At 72.2% G+C, this 15,197-nt stretch carries 16 protein-coding genes; 8 read left to right on the top strand and 8 right to left on the bottom strand.

From position 1 onward, the window contains the following. The first annotated feature begins 101 nt into the window (after positions 1-101). On the top strand, positions 102-1,106 hold the full coding sequence (locus IOD14_RS32070; RefSeq protein WP_212672177.1) for a CopD family protein: 1,005 nt from the start codon (positions 102-104) through the stop codon (positions 1,104-1,106). Between the two features lie 237 nt (positions 1,107-1,343). On the opposite strand, the gene IOD14_RS32075 is transcribed toward IOD14_RS32070, so the two are convergent. From IOD14_RS32075 to IOD14_RS32090, 4 genes are all read right to left on the bottom strand, one after another. Continuing rightward, positions 1,344-2,387: a zinc-dependent alcohol dehydrogenase family protein gene (locus IOD14_RS32075; RefSeq protein ID WP_123988298.1), complete on the bottom strand. Its 1,044-nt coding sequence runs from the start codon at positions 2,385-2,387 to the stop codon at positions 1,344-1,346. Between the two features lie 35 nt (positions 2,388-2,422). Further along, complete coding sequence (locus tag IOD14_RS32080; RefSeq protein ID WP_249126115.1) at positions 2,423-3,130, bottom strand: lysoplasmalogenase; 708 nt, start codon at positions 3,128-3,130, stop codon at positions 2,423-2,425. Further along, positions 3,127-3,993, bottom strand: coding sequence for a sterol desaturase family protein (locus IOD14_RS32085; RefSeq protein WP_123988299.1), 867 nt, complete (start codon positions 3,991-3,993; stop codon positions 3,127-3,129). Before IOD14_RS32085 ends, IOD14_RS32080 begins: the two co-directional genes overlap by 4 nt. Before the next feature lie 102 nt (positions 3,994-4,095). Next, complete coding sequence (locus IOD14_RS32090) at positions 4,096-4,824, bottom strand: VIT family protein (RefSeq protein ID WP_212672178.1); 729 nt, start codon at positions 4,822-4,824, stop codon at positions 4,096-4,098. A gap of 88 nt (positions 4,825-4,912) precedes the next feature. On the opposite strand from IOD14_RS32090, the gene IOD14_RS32095 reads away from it, so the two are divergent. The 3 genes from IOD14_RS32095 to IOD14_RS32105 all read left to right on the top strand — a co-directional run bounded on the left by IOD14_RS32095 (position 4,913) and on the right by IOD14_RS32105 (position 7,073). Next, positions 4,913-5,896 (top strand): DEDDh family exonuclease, encoded by a 984-nt coding sequence (locus IOD14_RS32095; RefSeq protein WP_123988300.1) that lies wholly within the window; start codon positions 4,913-4,915, stop codon positions 5,894-5,896. Positions 5,897-5,993: 97 nt separating this feature from the next. Further along, the gene (locus IOD14_RS32100) at positions 5,994-6,227 is read left to right on the top strand and encodes a hypothetical protein (protein WP_123988301.1); all 234 of its coding nucleotides are present in this window, start codon (positions 5,994-5,996) and stop codon (positions 6,225-6,227) included. Between the two features lie 48 nt (positions 6,228-6,275). Continuing rightward, the gene (locus IOD14_RS32105) at positions 6,276-7,073 is read left to right on the top strand and encodes an SURF1 family protein (protein ID WP_212672179.1); all 798 of its coding nucleotides are present in this window, start codon (positions 6,276-6,278) and stop codon (positions 7,071-7,073) included. A 31-nt stretch (positions 7,074-7,104) separates the two neighbouring features. On the opposite strand, the gene IOD14_RS32110 is transcribed toward IOD14_RS32105, so the two are convergent. The 4 genes from IOD14_RS32110 to IOD14_RS32125 all read right to left on the bottom strand — a co-directional run bounded on the left by IOD14_RS32110 (position 7,105) and on the right by IOD14_RS32125 (position 10,819). Continuing rightward, positions 7,105-8,130 (bottom strand): hypothetical protein, encoded by a 1,026-nt coding sequence (locus IOD14_RS32110; protein ID WP_212672180.1) that lies wholly within the window; start codon positions 8,128-8,130, stop codon positions 7,105-7,107. Between the two features lie 71 nt (positions 8,131-8,201). After that, positions 8,202-8,390: a YbdD/YjiX family protein gene (locus tag IOD14_RS32115; RefSeq protein WP_123992571.1), complete on the bottom strand. Its 189-nt coding sequence runs from the start codon at positions 8,388-8,390 to the stop codon at positions 8,202-8,204. A 14-nt stretch (positions 8,391-8,404) separates the two neighbouring features. Then, positions 8,405-10,555 carry a carbon starvation CstA family protein gene (locus IOD14_RS32120; RefSeq protein ID WP_123988304.1) on the bottom strand — a complete coding sequence of 717 codons (2,151 nt, stop codon included), beginning with the start codon at positions 10,553-10,555 and terminating at the stop codon, positions 8,405-8,407. A gap of 42 nt (positions 10,556-10,597) precedes the next feature. After that, complete coding sequence (locus tag IOD14_RS32125) at positions 10,598-10,819, bottom strand: DUF3311 domain-containing protein (RefSeq protein ID WP_212672181.1); 222 nt, start codon at positions 10,817-10,819, stop codon at positions 10,598-10,600. Between the two features lie 189 nt (positions 10,820-11,008). On the opposite strand from IOD14_RS32125, the gene IOD14_RS32130 reads away from it, so the two are divergent. Genes IOD14_RS32130 through IOD14_RS32145 form a run of 4 tightly spaced genes read left to right on the top strand, consistent with a single transcriptional unit; the run spans position 11,009 to position 15,194 of the window. After that, positions 11,009-12,541, top strand: coding sequence for a sodium:solute symporter (locus IOD14_RS32130; RefSeq protein WP_123988306.1), 1,533 nt, complete (start codon positions 11,009-11,011; stop codon positions 12,539-12,541). Further along, positions 12,538-13,098: a sigma-70 family RNA polymerase sigma factor gene (locus IOD14_RS32135; protein WP_123988307.1), complete on the top strand. Its 561-nt coding sequence runs from the start codon at positions 12,538-12,540 to the stop codon at positions 13,096-13,098. The genes IOD14_RS32130 and IOD14_RS32135 overlap by 4 nt, the downstream gene beginning before the upstream one ends. Next, the gene (locus IOD14_RS32140; RefSeq protein ID WP_123988308.1) at positions 13,095-13,376 is read left to right on the top strand and encodes a hypothetical protein; all 282 of its coding nucleotides are present in this window, start codon (positions 13,095-13,097) and stop codon (positions 13,374-13,376) included. The genes IOD14_RS32135 and IOD14_RS32140 overlap by 4 nt, the downstream gene beginning before the upstream one ends. A gap of 33 nt (positions 13,377-13,409) precedes the next feature. Next, positions 13,410-15,194 (top strand): glycoside hydrolase family 15 protein, encoded by a 1,785-nt coding sequence (locus tag IOD14_RS32145; RefSeq protein ID WP_212672182.1) that lies wholly within the window; start codon positions 13,410-13,412, stop codon positions 15,192-15,194. Positions 15,195-15,197 lie beyond the last annotated feature (3 nt).

The raw sequence follows: 15,197 nt of genomic DNA on the forward strand, positions 1-15,197 counted from the left end.
CCGGCAGGGGCACGGGAGACGTATCCATGGGTGGAATGCCCTACCACCACTTGTTTCCCTGCAGTTGCCCGGTTCTGTCCGTTGTGGTCAAGATCGGGGGGGTGACCTTGACAAGACCCTCCGAGGTGGCCGACGCGAGCCTTCCCTCGCGGCGTCCCGGCACCGGGCGGGCGGTCGCCGTCCTCGCCCTGGTGACCCTGGGCGCGGCGATACCCCTGTTCGGTCCGTCCGCGGCGCTGCGCGGCACCGGGGAGGCCGCCGCGCCCGGGGCCGGGGCGGTGGCCCTGCTGCGGACCGTGCTGTTCGCGGCGCTGTGCGTGCCGCTGGGAGAGCTGTTCGTGGGCCGGCTGGCCCGCGCGGTGCCCGGTGCTCCGCCGGACGTCGCGCGCTCCTGGGCCCCCTGGGCGGCCACCGCCGGTTTCGTCGCCGCGCTGGGCCTGGCGTCGGTCGTGGCGACCGGCAATCTGGTGCCGCACAGCCTCTCCGAGATCGATGTCGGCGGCCTGTACGCCTCGCGGGACGGCAAGTTGGCCCTGCTGGAGGCCAACGCGTTCCTGGTGGCCGGGCTGTGCGCCCGTTCCGGCCGCCCAGCCCTCCAGGTGTGGCCCCTGGCCGCCGTGGTGGTGGCGGAAGCCCTGCGCGCGCACCCCTCGACCGAGCACACCCCACTGGTCGGCTCCGGGCTGACGCTGGTTCACCTCACGTGCGCGGCACTGTGGGCGGGCGGGCTGCTCCTCGTACTGCGGACGCTGCGCCGCTGGGGCCCCGGAGAGCCGGGCACGGCGCTGCTCGGGCTCTACGCGCGCGTGGCGGCCGTCCTGCTCGCCGCCATCACCGCGACCGGTGTGTGGAGTTCGCTGCGGCGGATGCCGGCCGGCACGGTCCTGGAGCAACTGACGGACACGGCCTACGGGCGCACTCTGCTCGCCAAGCTGCTGCTCGTGGCGGTCGTCGCCGCGCTCGCCCTGTGGGCCAGGATCCGACTGCGCCGCGCCCCCGACCCGCTGGCCGCCTGCGTCCCTGCGCGCGTGGAGGTCGTCGCGCTGGGCCTGGTGGTCGCGGTGTCGGGGTTGCTGACGGCACTGCCGCTGCCGATTCGCTGGTGACACCCCACCGTGCGTCGGACCGGTGAGCCGCACCATGACCGACAGACCGGAGAAGCGGCACCGCGACCGGCAGACCGGTGAAGCCGCACCGCGACCGGCAGACCGGTGAAGCCGCACCGCGACCGTCAGGCCCGTGAGGCCTGCGCGTGATCGTCAGGCCCGTGAAGCAGCACCTTGACCGTCAGCCCGTGAAGCCCCCTGTGACCGGCAGGCCCGTGAAGCGGCCCCCCATGCCCGTCAGTTGGTGACGAGGACCTTGAGCGCGGTGCGCTCGTCCATCGCCTTGTAGCCGTCGGGGACGCCCTCGAGGCCGACGGTCATGTCGAAGACGGGTGAGGCGTCGACGGTGCCGTCCAGGACGTCGGGAAGCAGTTCGGGGATGTAGGCGCGGACCGGTGCGACGCCGCCGCGCAGGGCGATGTTCCGGTCGAACAGGACGCCGAGGTCGACGCCGGTGCCGCTGCCGTGCGGCACGCCGACGAAGCCGATGGCGCCGCCGTCACGGGCGATGCCGACGGCGGTACGCATGGACTGTTCGGTGCCGACGGCCTCGACGACGGCGTGCGCGCCCTGGCCGCGGGTGAGTTCACGGACGGCCTCGACGGCCGCGTCCCCGCGCTCGGCGACGACGTCGGTGGCACCGAAGCGGCGCGCGATGTCGGTGCGGACCTGGTGCCGGCCCAGGGCGATGATCCTTTCGGCGCCGAGCCGCTTGGCGGCGAGCACCGCGCACAGGCCGACGGCACCGTCGCCGACGACGGCGACCGTGGCGCCCGGGCGGGCACCGGCGCCGAGGGCCGCGTGATGGCCGGTGCCCAGGACGTCGGAGAGGGTCAGCAGGGAGGACAGCAGGTGGTCGTCGGAGGCCGCCTCCTTGGGCAGTCGTACGAGGGTGCCGTCGGCGAACGGGACGCGGACGGCCTCGCCCTGGCCGCCGTCGTACCCGACGGAGCCCCAGAAGCCGCCGTGCTCGCAGGAGGTGGTCAGGCCCTCGCGGCAGTAGTCGCAGACGCCGTCGGACCACATGAAGGGTGCGACGACGAGGTCGCCCCGCCTGAGGGTGGCGACCTCGGAGCCGGTCTCCTCCACGACGCCGAGGAACTCGTGGCCGATCCGCTGCCCCGGCTGCCGGGCCGCCTCACCGCGGTAGGCCCACAGGTCGCTGCCGCAGATGCAGGCGCGCAGCACCCGGAGCACGGCGTCGGTGGGCAGTTGCACCACGGGTTCGGGCACGTCCTCCACGCGCATGTCGTAGGGGGCGTGGATGGTGGTGGCGCGCATGCGAGGGTCCTTCTCGTGCGGGGTCGTGACGGCGCTCAGGGGGTGGTCGAGCGCACCTCACCGTACGTCGCCATGGGCCCGGGGCGCGCTTCGAGGGCTCGCAGGGTGCCGTCGGCCAGCAGGAACTGCGCGGCGATGTACGTGAGCATGATCCAGAACTCGGGCCGCGGGAGCTGGGGCCAGTCGGCGACGCCGGTGGCGATGAGGGTGTCGGAGAGGAGGAAGAGCGCGCCGCCGACTCCGGTGAGCGCCCCGAAGCGTACGGCCGAGGCGCACGCCATCGTCGTGAGCAGCACGCTGTAGACGGCGACGGGCACGCGCAGTCCGGCGGGCAGGTCCGGCCACAGGGCCACGACGGTGACGACGAGGGCGGTGGCGTAGGCGGGCGCGAGGAGGCCCACGCGCGCGCGTGGGCTGCCGTACGCCCGGAAGAGCGCGAGGTAGCAGACGTGGCCCGCCGCGAAGGAGGCCATGCCGGCGAGGAAGGCGGGGTCGGCGTCGGACAGCAGCAGGACGTCGCCGCCCCAGCCGCACACCAGGGCGCCGACCAGGAGCCGGGGCGCCCCGGACGCGAGGGAGTACGCGGCCAGGAGGGGCATCAGAAGGGGCTTGGCGACGGTGTGGCCGGGGGCGAAGCCGGTGGCCAGGGAGGCGAGGTCGACGACGGCGGCGAGGGCGAACACCGCGAGGAGCGCGCGGCGGGTGCGGTGGGGGCCGGTGCCGTGGCTGCTCGGGGTGGTCACGCGGGCACGGTCTCCTCGGTCGTCTCCGGTACGGGTGCCGGTGCCCAGCCCGGGCCCCTGAAGACCCGGCCCGCCCGCTCGCGCCAGCTCCGTGCCTTCTTGACGTCCTTGATGATCGCCACGTACTCGTGGGTGGCCACCTTGATCGGGTTGAACGTGTTGATGTTCTTGGTCAACCCGTAGACGGGCCGTTCGGTCTCGGCGACGAACGAGCCGAAGAGCCGGTCCCAGACGATGAGGATTCCGCCGAAGTTGCGGTCCAGGTAGCCGCCCTGGGAGGCGTGGTGGACGCGGTGGTGGGACGGCGTGTTGAGGACGAACTCGAACCAGCGGGGCATCTTGTCGATGCGTTCCGTGTGGATCCAGAACTGGTAGACGAGGTTCGCGGAGGAGCAGAAGGCGAGCGCGGCCGGGTGGACGCCGGCGGCGACGAGGGGGACGTAGAACGGCCAGACGGTCAGGGTGGTCCAGGGCTGGCGCAGCGCGGTGGTGAGGTTGAACTTCCGGCTGGAGTGGTGGACGACGTGGCAGGCCCACAGGATGCGGATGACGTGGTGGCCGCGGTGGGACCAGTAGTAGAAGAAGTCCTGCCCGAGGAGCATCAGGGGGATCGTCCACCACAGGACGGGGACGCGCAGGGGGGTGAGCTCGTACAGGGCCGTGTACACGGCGACGATCGGGATCTTCCAGAGGAAGTCGAAGAAGAGGCTGCCGAGTCCCATGCCGAGGCTGGTGGCGGCGTCCTTGGTCTCGTAGCCCGCCGCGTCCTCGTCGGGGTGGATGCGGACGCTGATCATCTCGATGACGGTGAGCAGCACGAAGGCGGGTATGGACCAGACCACGACGTCGGGGAGGTTGGGCATGCGTGCACCGTAGAACCGCCGCTCGGGCACGGCTAGACGTTGTTACTGACAAGTATTCACGGTGGTACGCGCTTGCTTCTTGGCGATCTCCGCCAAGGGACGTCAAACGACTCCGGCCGCGCCCAGCAGCACCCCCACCCCGTACGTGACGCCCATGGCCAGCAGCCCGCCCGCCACGTTGCGCACCACCGCGCGCCCGGGGGCCGCCGCCCCCAGCCGCGCACTGCTCCATCCGGTCGCCACCAGCGCGGCCACCACCGACACCACGGTCACCGGCACCCGCCACCCCGACGGCGGCAGCACGATGGCGAGCAGGGGCAGCAGCGCTCCCGCCGTGAACGCCAGGAAGCTCGCCCAGGCCGCGTGCCAGGGGTTCGTCAGTTCGTCCGGGTCGATGCCGAGCTCCACGCGCGCGTGAGCCCGTAGTGCGTCACGCTCCGTCAGTTGTTCCGCCGCCTCGCCGGCCACCTCACGGGACAGGCCCCGTTCCTCCAGAAGCTGCGTCAACTCCTCCAGTTCCGCGTCCGGCTGTTCGCGGAGTTCACGTCTCTCCACCGCCAGCGCGGCCATCTCGGAGTCGCGCTGGGTCGACACGGACACGTACTCCCCGGCCGCCATGGACATCGAGCCGGCCAGCAGACCCGCCAGACCCGCCGTCAGCAACGCCGCGCGGTTGCTCGTCGCGCCGGCCACGCCGACGACGAGGCCCGCCGTGGAGACGATGCCGTCGTTCGCCCCGAGGACGGCCGCGCGCAGCCAGTTGAGGCGGGTGCCCAGCCCGCCGCCGTGGGCCTCGTCGTGCGCCGGTCCGCTCACACCCTCATCCGTCATCCCCGGAGGATCGCACCCAGGTCCCCGAGAGCCCGGTACCGACGCCGCCGTGAGGGACTGTCAGTCCCGGCCCGTATCCTCATGGACCATGCTCGAAGACCAGACGACCGCAGCGTCCTCCCCCACGACGTGGCCGGCCGCGTATCCGCAGGGATACGCGGTCGTCGACGTGGAGACCACCGGCCTGGCCCGCGACGACCGGATAATCTCCGCGGCCGTCTACCGGTTGGACGCCCGCGGCGAGGTCGAGGACCACTGGTACACGCTGGTCAATCCGGAGCGCGATCCGGGCCCGGTGTGGATCCACGGGCTGACGAGCGAGGCACTCGAGGGCGCCCCTCTCTTCCAGGACATCGCCGAGGAGTTCTCGGCCCGCCTCGACGGCCGTGTGCTCGTCGCGCACAACGCAGTCTTCGACTGGCAGATGATCGCCCGCGAGTACGCGCGCGCCGGCCGCGTGGCGCCGGTGAGCCAGCGGCTGTGCACCATCGTCCTGTCGAAGGAGCTGGGCCTGCCGCTGCCCAACCACAAACTGGAGTCGCTGGCGGCCCACTTCGGCGTCGTGCAGCGGCGGGCGCACCATGCCCTCGACGACGCGCGTGTGCTCGCGGAGGCGTTCCGGCCGAGTCTGCGGGCCGCCGCCGAGCGGAGCGTGCGGCTGCCGCTGCACGAGTGCCGGCCGCTGACCGAGTGGACGGACCGGGCGGTGCCCCGGCAGTCGGCGAACTACTCCGGTTACCGGCAGACCAGTTGGCGGCCCGCGCGCAAGCGGCCCGCGTGCCCCTACCCCAACCCGGGGCGGTACGAGGACGGCAGGCCGCTCAAGCAGGGGATGCGGATCGCGTTCTCCGGGGACACCTCGACCGAGCGCGACCTCCTGGAGGACCGGGCGACCGAGGCCGGGCTGCATGTCGCCACCAGCATCTCCCGGCTGACCAGCCTGCTCGTCACCAACGACCCGGACTCGGGCACGTCCAAAGTGGTCAAGGCCCGGCAGTTCGGCACACCGGTCGTCGACGAGGCGGCCTTCGGGCAGCTTCTGCGGGATGTGGAACCGGCGTCGGAGGGATGACCGTACGGAAGAGGGGACCGTACGGACGGGTGATTTGCCGTACGACTCGCCTGGCGCCGTCGCGTCCGCGCGGTGACGACGGCTCACCCTGTGGCCCATGGCGACTTGCGAAGTTTGCGGCAATAACTACGGCATGTCCTTCGAGGTGCACGCCCAGGGCGCGGTGCATGTCTTCGACTGCTTCTCCTGTGCGATCCACCGGATGGCACCGATCTGCGAGCACTGTCGTGTGCAGATCATCGGGCAGGGCGTGGAGGTCGAGGGCCACTGGTTCTGCGGTGCGCACTGCGCCCGGGCGGAGGGGAAGGTGGGCATCGTCGACCGGGTCTGACCACACCCCTGTGCGAACACCCCGCGGCCCGAGTTGTACGGTCGTGGGGTGTACCGCTTCCTGTTGTCCCGGCAGTGGGTGATCCTCACGCTGGTCGCCCTGCTCCTCATCCCCACGATGATCAGGCTGGGCATCTGGCAGATGCACCGCTACGAGGAGCGCACCGCCCGCAACCGGCTGGTCTCCGAGGCCATGCACGCGACGCCGGTGCCGGTGGAGGAGATGACCTCGCCCGGGCACACGGTCACGACCCACGACCGGTACCGCAGGGTGACCGCGAAGGGGCACTTCGACACCGACGACGAGGTCGTCGTGCGGCGCCGTACCAACTCGGACGACGAGGTCGGCTATCACGTCCTGACCCCCTTCGTCCTCGACGACGGCAAGGTGCTGCTGGTCAACCGGGGGTGGATCCCCTCGGACGGTCCCAGCCAGACCGCGTTCCCGAGGATCCCCGCTCCCCCGAAGGGCGAGATCACCGTCACCGGGCGGCTGATGCCGGACGAGACGACCGCGGCGAGCGGCATCAAGAACCTCAAGGGACTGCCGGACCGGCAGATCATGCTGATCAACAGCGAGCAGGAGGCGAAGCGGCTGGGTGCCACGGTGCTCGGCGGCTACATCGCCCAGACGGCACCCGAGCCGAAGGGCGACAGCCCGGAACTGATCGGCGGCAACCCCGGCGAGGAGGACGCCGCGCTGAACTACGCCTACGCGATCCAGTGGTGGCTGTTCTCCGTGGGCGTGCCGATCGGATGGGTGGTCCTGGTGCGGCGCGAGGTGCGTGACCGCCGGGAGAAGGCGGAGCAGGACAGCGCCGCGGAGGCGGAACCGGCCGCGGTGTGACCTGCCCGCGCGGCACGCCCCGACGTGACGCTCACCGTCCCGGGCGGTCCCGCCAGTAGCGGAACGTGCGCTCCGGCTCGGGCAGCAGCTCCCAGGGATACGGGGTCATGCGGCGGCCGATCCGTCCGAACACGGGCGCCGCGTCGGTCGGGCGGTGGGTGCGGACGAGCGCGAAGGCCAGGATGTTGAGGTCGGCGACCGCCTCGGCGTGCGGTGCGGCGCCGGTGTGGAACCACTCGGTCAGGGCCGACTCGATCTCGGTGCCGGCCCGGGGTTCGTTCCAGTGGCGGTCGGCCCCGAAGGACAGCTGCCGCTGCCGGTGCGCGACGAGTTCGACGCGGGCCGCGACGGGGAGCAGAGCCAGGGGTGAGCCCTGCGGGGCGCGGGCGGCGCCGTGTCCGGCGAAGTCCATCATGTCGGCGACCGAGCCGTGCCCGCGCGGGGACAGATAGCTCAGCAGCCGGTGGTAGGCGCCCCGGTGCCACGGCGCACGGGTGACGGCCTCGGTCCAGACGGGCACGGCGTCCCGGGGCGGCACCGCGTGGGAGTGCATCAACCCCAGGAGGGCCAGCCAGGGTGTCGGGTCCTCGGGGCAGGCCTCGGCGGCACGCAGACACGCCCGCTCGGCGTCCCGCACGGCGGCCCACCCCCCTGCGTCCCATGCCTCCGCGATCCGTCCACCGGCGGCCCGTCCATCGGCGGCCCGTCCACCGGCGGCCCGTTCCCCCGCCGCCCGTCCCCCGGCCGGGCTCTGCCGTGCGCACCGGACACAGGCCCACAGCACCAGCGCGTCCCCGTCCCCGGGCCGTTCGGTGATCCACCGCTCGGACACCGAGACCGGCAACCGGTCCGCCAGTACGGACATCCGGTGCCACCGACGGTCCCAGTCCCTCCCCGTGTCCCGCAGCAGGTCGCCGACCGGCGCCCAGAGCGGACGGCTGGAACCCGCGCCGAGGCCGTGCAGCTGAGGGGCGGGCCGGAGTTCGGTCAGTGTCGCGTGCAGCGCGTCGTCGTCGAGGGCGGGGTGGACCAGCAGGGCGGTGCGGCGTCTGAACATCTCGGTCCCGAAGGGTGAGTGGGGCGTACGGGGCGGGCGGTGTGCCCGCCCCGTGGTCCAGGACGACGGCGTCAACAGCACCGCCCCTGCGGATGAGCCTCCCGGTGCCGCGCGCGCAGCACCTCGTACTCCCGCCTGGTCGGTACCGGTGCGAGCGGGCGGTGGTGCCGGAGCCGCTCGCGGTAGCGGTCGTACTCCGCCTCCCCGGTCAGCTCGCGCAGGTACCAGTGGACGGCCCGCGCCCAGCGCCGCGCGGTCACCGTCACCGTCACCGTCACGAGCGCACTCCCACGAGCTCCTCGCCGGCCTGCTCGGGCGCGTCGATCCGCGACTCGACGTACGGCGCCTCGGTGGTCGGCGACGCCCCCGGCGCCCGGACCGCCCGCACGCACACCACCCCCGCGTTGACGATGACCACCGCGACCAGCAGCAGGAACAGGGCGATGAGCACGCCGTCGACCGTGGAGTTGGTGACCACGGTGTGCATGTCGTCGAGGGTCTTGGCGGGGGCGAGCACCTGGCCGGTGTCGATGCCGTCGGCGTACTTGGCCCGCTGGGCGAAGAACCCGACCCGCGGATCGTCGGAGAAGATCTTCTGCCAGCCCGCGGTGAAGGTGATCGCGACCACCCAGGCCAGCGGGACCCCGGTGACCCACGCCCAGCGCAGCTTCCCGGACTTGACGAGGACGGTGGTGCACACGGCCAGGGCGATCGCGGCGAGCAGCTGGTTCGCGATGCCGAAGAGCGGGAAGAGCTGGTTGATCCCGCCGAGCGGGTCGGTGGCGCCGGTGTGGAGGAAGTAGCCCCAGGCCGCGACCACCAGGGCGCTGCACAGCCAGATGCCCGGCTTCCAGTTGACCCGGCCGACCGGCTTCCACACGTTGCCGAGCATGTCCTGGAGCATGAAGCGGCCGACCCGGGTGCCCGCGTCCACCGTGGTCAGGATGAACAGCGCCTCGAACATGATCGCGAAGTGGTACCAGAAGGCCTTCATGGCGGTCCCGCCGAACACCCCGGAGAAGATCTCCGACATGCCGACCGCGAGGGTCGGGGCGCCTCCGGAACGGGCGATCAGCGACTGTTCCTCGACCGCCCTGGCCGCATGCGTCAGCTGGTCGGGGGTGATGGTGAAGCCGAGGCCGGCGACCGCGTGCGAGGCCGACTCGGCCGTCGTGCCCAGCAGTCCGGCGGGGGCGTTCATCGCGTAGTACAGGCCGGGCTCAAGGGTCGCGGCGGCGATCAGCGCCATGATCGCGACGAACGACTCCATCAGCATGGCGCCGTAGCCGATCATGCGGACCTGCGACTCCTTCTGGATCAGCTTCGGTGTCGTGCCGGAGGAGACCAGCGCGTGGAAGCCGGACAGCGCGCCGCAGGCGATGGTGATGAACAGGAAGGGGAACAGGGACCCGGCGAACACCGGCCCGGCGCCCGAGGTCGCGAAGTCGCTCACCGCGTCCGCCCGCAGCACCGGGGCGGCGACCACGACCCCGACGGCGAGCAGCGCGATCGTGCCGATCTTCATGAAGGTGGAGAGGTAGTCGCGGGGGGCCAGGAGCATCCAGACCGGGAGGACGGACGCGACGAAGCCGTAGCCGACGAGGCAGAAGACCAGGGTCGTCGGGCTGAGTGTGAAGGCGGAGGCCAGCGAGGAGTTCTGGACCCAGCTGCCGCCGACGATCGCGAGGAGCAGCAGCGCGACGCCGATGAAGCTGGTCTCCACGACCCGGCCGGGACGGATGCGGTGCAGCCAGAAGCCCATGAACAGGGCGATGGGGATGGTCATGGCGACGGAGAAGGTGCCCCACGGGGAGTGCGCGAGGGCGTTGACCACGACCAGGGCGAGCACGCCAAGCAGGATGATCATGATGGCGAAGACCGCGATCAGCGCGGCCGCCCCACCCGCCCGGCCGATCTCGTCACGGGCCATCTGCCCGAGCGACTTGCCGTCCCGGCGCATGGACAGGAACAGCACGACCATGTCCTGCACGGCCCCCGCGAAGATCACTCCGGCGACGATCCACAGGGTGCCGGGCAGGTAGCCCATCTGGGCCGCGAGGACCGGGCCGACCAGCGGTCCGGCGCCGGCGATCGCGGCGAAGTGGTGCCCGAGGAGGACCCGCTTGTCGGTGGGGTGGAAGTCGACACCGTCTTCGAGGCGTTCGGCCGGGGTGGCGCGGCGGTCGTCCGGTTTCAGGACGCGCCGGACGACGAAGCGGGAGTAGAAGCGGTAGGCGATCGCATACGAGCCGAGCGCGGCGACGACCAGCCAGACCGCGGAGATCTTCTCGCCCCTGGCCAGCGCGAGCACGCCCCAGGCGACCGCGCCGAGCAGTGCGACGGCGGCCCATACGAGGATCGATCGAGCTGACATTCGTGACTTTTCAGGCGCCTCGAGGGCAGGCTGAAGGGAGGTTTCGGGCATGGCGGCTCCTCACCGGAAACGGTGGAACAGGAAGAGACGGGCTCAGCGGCGATGTCGGCGTCGGTCCGTCAGCGCGTACGCGGCGAGCAGGCACAGACCGCACCCCGGCACCCAGACGAGCTGGTACCAGTAGAAGAACGGCGTGCCCGCCAGGCGCGGCTCCGCACCGGCGTACATCGGGACCCACAGCAGTCCGGCGGCGGGGGCGAGAAGCAGTACGGCGATCGCGACGCGCCGTAGCCGGTGATGACCGGTCCGTGCCATGACCTGCGCTCCTCTCCCCATCGCTGTCGGTCTGTGCAAGAGTTGCCCACCTCCCACGGACGGTTGACAGCGAATTCCGGGGAGATTTCCCGCCGATGTCCGTCATCCGAACCGGCGGTCCGCGCAACTAATGCGCGAGGGCACAGCCATCCCCGCGAACGCGCCCGGGGCACACCAAGGACGGTGACCATGGCCGACAGCGCCATGACCGCGACGTTTCTCGCCGTGATCGGCGGAGCGTCGCTGCTCGCCGTGACCGCGCGCCGGCTGCGCCCGAACGACCGGCTGCCGTCCCTGGAGGGCTGGGCGCTGGCCGACCGCAGCCTGGGCCCGGTGTGGAGCTGGCTGCTGCTGGGCGGCACGATCTTCACCGCGTACACCTTCACCGCCGTCCCGGGACTGGCGTACGGCAACGGCGGGGCCGCGTTCTTCGCGGTGCCGTACACGGTGATCGTCTGCCCGATCGCCTTCGTGCTGCTCAGCCGCCTCGGCGAGGTGGCCCGCCGGCACGGCTACATCACCGCCGCCGACTTCGTGCGCGGCCGCTACGGCTCGGCGCCGCTGGCCCTGGTGGTCGCGCTCACCGGGATCCTCGCGACGATGCCGTATCTGGCACTCCAACTGCTCGGGATACGGGCCGTGCTGACCGCCGGGGGCGTCTACCCGCGCGGCGCGAGCGGGGACCTGGTCATGGTGGCGCTGTTCGCGGGGCTCGCGGTGGCCACCTACCGGCACGGGCTGCGGGCGCCCACCGTGATCTCCGCGCTCAAGGCGGTCGCCGTCTTCGTCTCGCTCACCGCCGTCACCTGGCTGGTCCTGGAACGGCTCGGCGGACCGGGCGCGGTCTTCGACGGGGCCGCCGAGCGCCTGGGCGGACCCGCCCTGCTCCTCTCCCCCGACCAGCAGCCCGCCTACGCCACCCTCGCCCTCGGCTCCGCGCTCGCCCTGCTGATGTACCCGCACGTCCTGACCGCCGCCTTCGCCGCCGACAGCCCCCGCACCCTGCGCAAGGTCGCGGTGGCGCTGCCCGCCTGGACGGGGCTGCTCGCGCTCTTCGGGTTCCTCGGGATCGCGGCGCTCGCGGCCGGGGTGCGGGCACCGGAGGGCGGCGCCGAGACGGCCGTACCGATGCTGGTGGACCGGCTGATGCCGGGGCCGCTGGCCGGGCTGGTGTTCGGCGCGATCACCGTGGGGGCGCTGGTCCCGGCCGCGGTGATGTCGATCGCGGCGGCCACCTGCTTCGTCCGCAACGTGTACGTCGAGTACGTGCACCCCACCGCCACGCCCAAGCGGCAGGTACGCATCGCCAAGACGGTGTCGCTGACGGCGAAGGTGGGCGCGGTCGCGTTCGTGTTCGGGCTGCGCGACCAGGACGCGATCAACCTCCAGCTCCTCGGCGGGGTCTGGATCCTGCAGATCTTCCCGGCCGTCGCCGTGGGCCTGTTCACCGGGCGGCTGCACCCGCGGGCGCTGCTCGCCGGATGGGCGGCGGGCATGCTGACCGGCACTTTCCTCGTGGTCCGCGAGGGCTTCTCCTCGCTCGGCGGCGGGCCTTTCCAGATCTACGCCGGTCTCGTCGCCCTCGTGCTGAACCTGACCGTCGCGCTGGCCGGAACCGCGGCCCTCGAACGGCTCGGCGTCCCCCGGGGCGCCGACCTGACCGACCTACCGTCGCGCCTGACCGTCAGGCGGCGCCCCGAGACGGGAGCGAACAACCCGTGAGACAGCATCTGAGACACGGCACCCCCGTGCCCGTCCCGCTCGCCCCCGCGGCGGCCGACCCGGCCGAACTGGAGCGCGAGGCCGGTGTGGCCCGGCTCTTCGAGCTGCACTACGCCTCGATGCTCCGCCTCGCCGTGCTGCTCGGCGCGGACGACCCGGAGAACGTGGTCGCCGAGGCCTACTACCAGATCTACCGGAAGTGGCGGCGCCTCAGGGACACCGAGGCCGCGGAGGCCTATCTGCGCTCCACCGTCTGCAATCTGACCCGGATGCGGATACGGCACCTCCAGGTCGCCCGCAAGCACGTGGAGGCCCCGCCGACCGAGCTGGTGGCCTCCGCGGAGAGCACCGCGCTCCTCCACGACGACCAGCGCGTCCTCATCGACGCGCTCCAGCAGCTGCCCGCCCGGCAGCGCGAGGCGCTGGTGCTCAGGCACTGGCTCGGGCTGAAGGAGAGCGAGATCGCCTCCGCGATGGGGATCTCCTGCGGCTCCGTCAAGACCCACACGGCACGCGGCCTGGCCGCCCTGACCCAGGCGATGGAGGCCCGGCGATGACGCACCGAGACGCGACCGAGTCGCGCACCGCACAGGAACTCCAGGAGGCCCTCGCCGCGCTGGCGGGCGGAGTGCACGCGGCCCCCGACGCCTATCGCACGGCCCGCGGCGAGTGGCTGCGCCGCGAACGCCGGCGCCGGCTCGTCCTCACCGTGCTCATCGCGGTCGTGTTCGCGCTGGCCACGCTGATCGGTCTGTGGGTCCTGAACCAGACACCGGCCCACTCGGGGGTGATCTTCTCGGGGACCGCCGCTTCACTCCCCCGGCCCCACCCCTGATTGCCCCCGCGGCCAGCAGGGAAACCGCACTGCGTGCACCCCCGTATCGAGGACTACGCCCTCATCGGCGACGAACAGACAGCCGCCCTCGTCGGCATGGACGGCTCCGTGGACTGGCTGTGCCTGCCGCGCTTCGACTCGGCCGCCTGTTTCGCCAGGCTGCTCGGCGACGAGGAGAACGGCCACTGGCGCATCGCGCCCAAGGGCGCGGACCGGTGTACCCGGCGCGGCTACCGGCCCGACACCCTCGTGCTCGACACCGAGTGGGAGACCGACGAGGGCGCGGTGCGGGTCACCGACCTGATGCCCCAGCGCGACGTCGCCCCCGACCTCGTACGCGTCGTGGAGGGACTCCGCGGCCGGGTCACCGTGCGCAGCACGCTCCGACTGCGCTTCGACTACGGCTCGATCGTGCCGTGGGTGCGCAGGTCCGACGGGCAGCGGGTGGCCGTCGCGGGACCCGACGCGACGTGGCTGCGCAGCGTGCCCCCGGTGCCCACCTGGGGCGAGCACTTCGGCACGCACTCGGAATTCACCGTCGAGGAGGGCGAGAAGGTCGCCTTCGTCCTCACCTGGCATCCCTCGCACGAGCCGCGCCCCCCGCTGACCGACCCCTTCGAGACGCTGGAGAGCAGCGTGGCCGACTGGCGGGCGTGGGCGGCGCGCTGCCGCTACGACGGCCCGCACCGGGACGCCGTGGTCCGTTCCCTGATCACCCTGAAGGCGCTCACCTACCGGCCCACCGGCGGCATCGTGGCCGCGGCCACCACCTCGCTGCCCGAGGAGATGGGCGGGGTGCGCAACTGGGACTACCGCTACTGCTGGCTGCGCGACTCCACCCTCACCCTGGGCGCCCTGGTGCAGTGCGGCTACCTCGAGGAGGCCGAGGCCTGGCGGAACTGGCTGCTGCGCGCGGTCGCCGGCGACCCGGCGGACCTCCAGATCATGTACGGCGTCGCGGGCGAACGGAGACTGCCCGAGTTCGAGCTGCCGTGGCTCGCCGGGTTCGGCGGCTCCACGCCGGTGCGCATCGGCAACGAGGCCGTGAAACAGCTCCAGTTGGACGTGTACGGCGAGGTCATGGACTCGCTGTCGCTGGCCCGGCGCGCGGGCCTGCCGGCGAAGCCGCACATGTGGTCCCTGCAGAGCGTCCTGCTGGACTTTCTGCGCTCCTCCTGGCAGCAGCCCGACGAGGGGCTGTGGGAGGTGCGCGGCGGTCGCCGCGACTTCGTCCACTCGAAGGTCATGGTGTGGGTCGCCGCCCACCGCGCGGTGCAGGCCCTGGAGGCCTTCCCGGATCTCACCGGCGACCTGGACGGCTGGCGCGCGCTGCGCGACGAGGTCCACCGCGAGGTCTGCGAGAAGGGCTACGACCCCGCGCGCAACACCTTCACCCAGTACTACGGCTCGCGCGAACTCGACGCGTCCCTGCTGCTGATCCCCCGCGTCGGCTTCCTGCCCCCCGACGACCCCCGCGTCGTCGGCACCATCGACGCGGTCCGCGCGGAGCTGGACCACGGCGGGTTCGTACGGCGGTACAGCGTCGAGGAGACCGCGGTGGACGGGCTGCCGGGCGGCGAGGGCACCTTCCTGGTGTGCTCGTTCTGGCTCGCCGACGCACTGCACATGACGGGCCGTACGAAGGAGGCGCGGGACCTCTTCGAACGGCTGCTGGGCCTGGCCAACGACGTGGGGCTGCTGTCCGAGGAGTACGACCCCGTGGCCGGTGTTCAGCTCGGCAACTTCCCGCAGGCGTTCAGCCACATCGGTCTGGTGAACACCGCCCTCACGCTCCACGGGGGCCACGAGGCAGGATAGGGG

Source organism: Streptomyces sp. A2-16 (genome assembly GCF_018128905.1).
Lineage (GTDB): Bacteria > Actinomycetota > Actinomycetes > Streptomycetales > Streptomycetaceae > Streptomyces.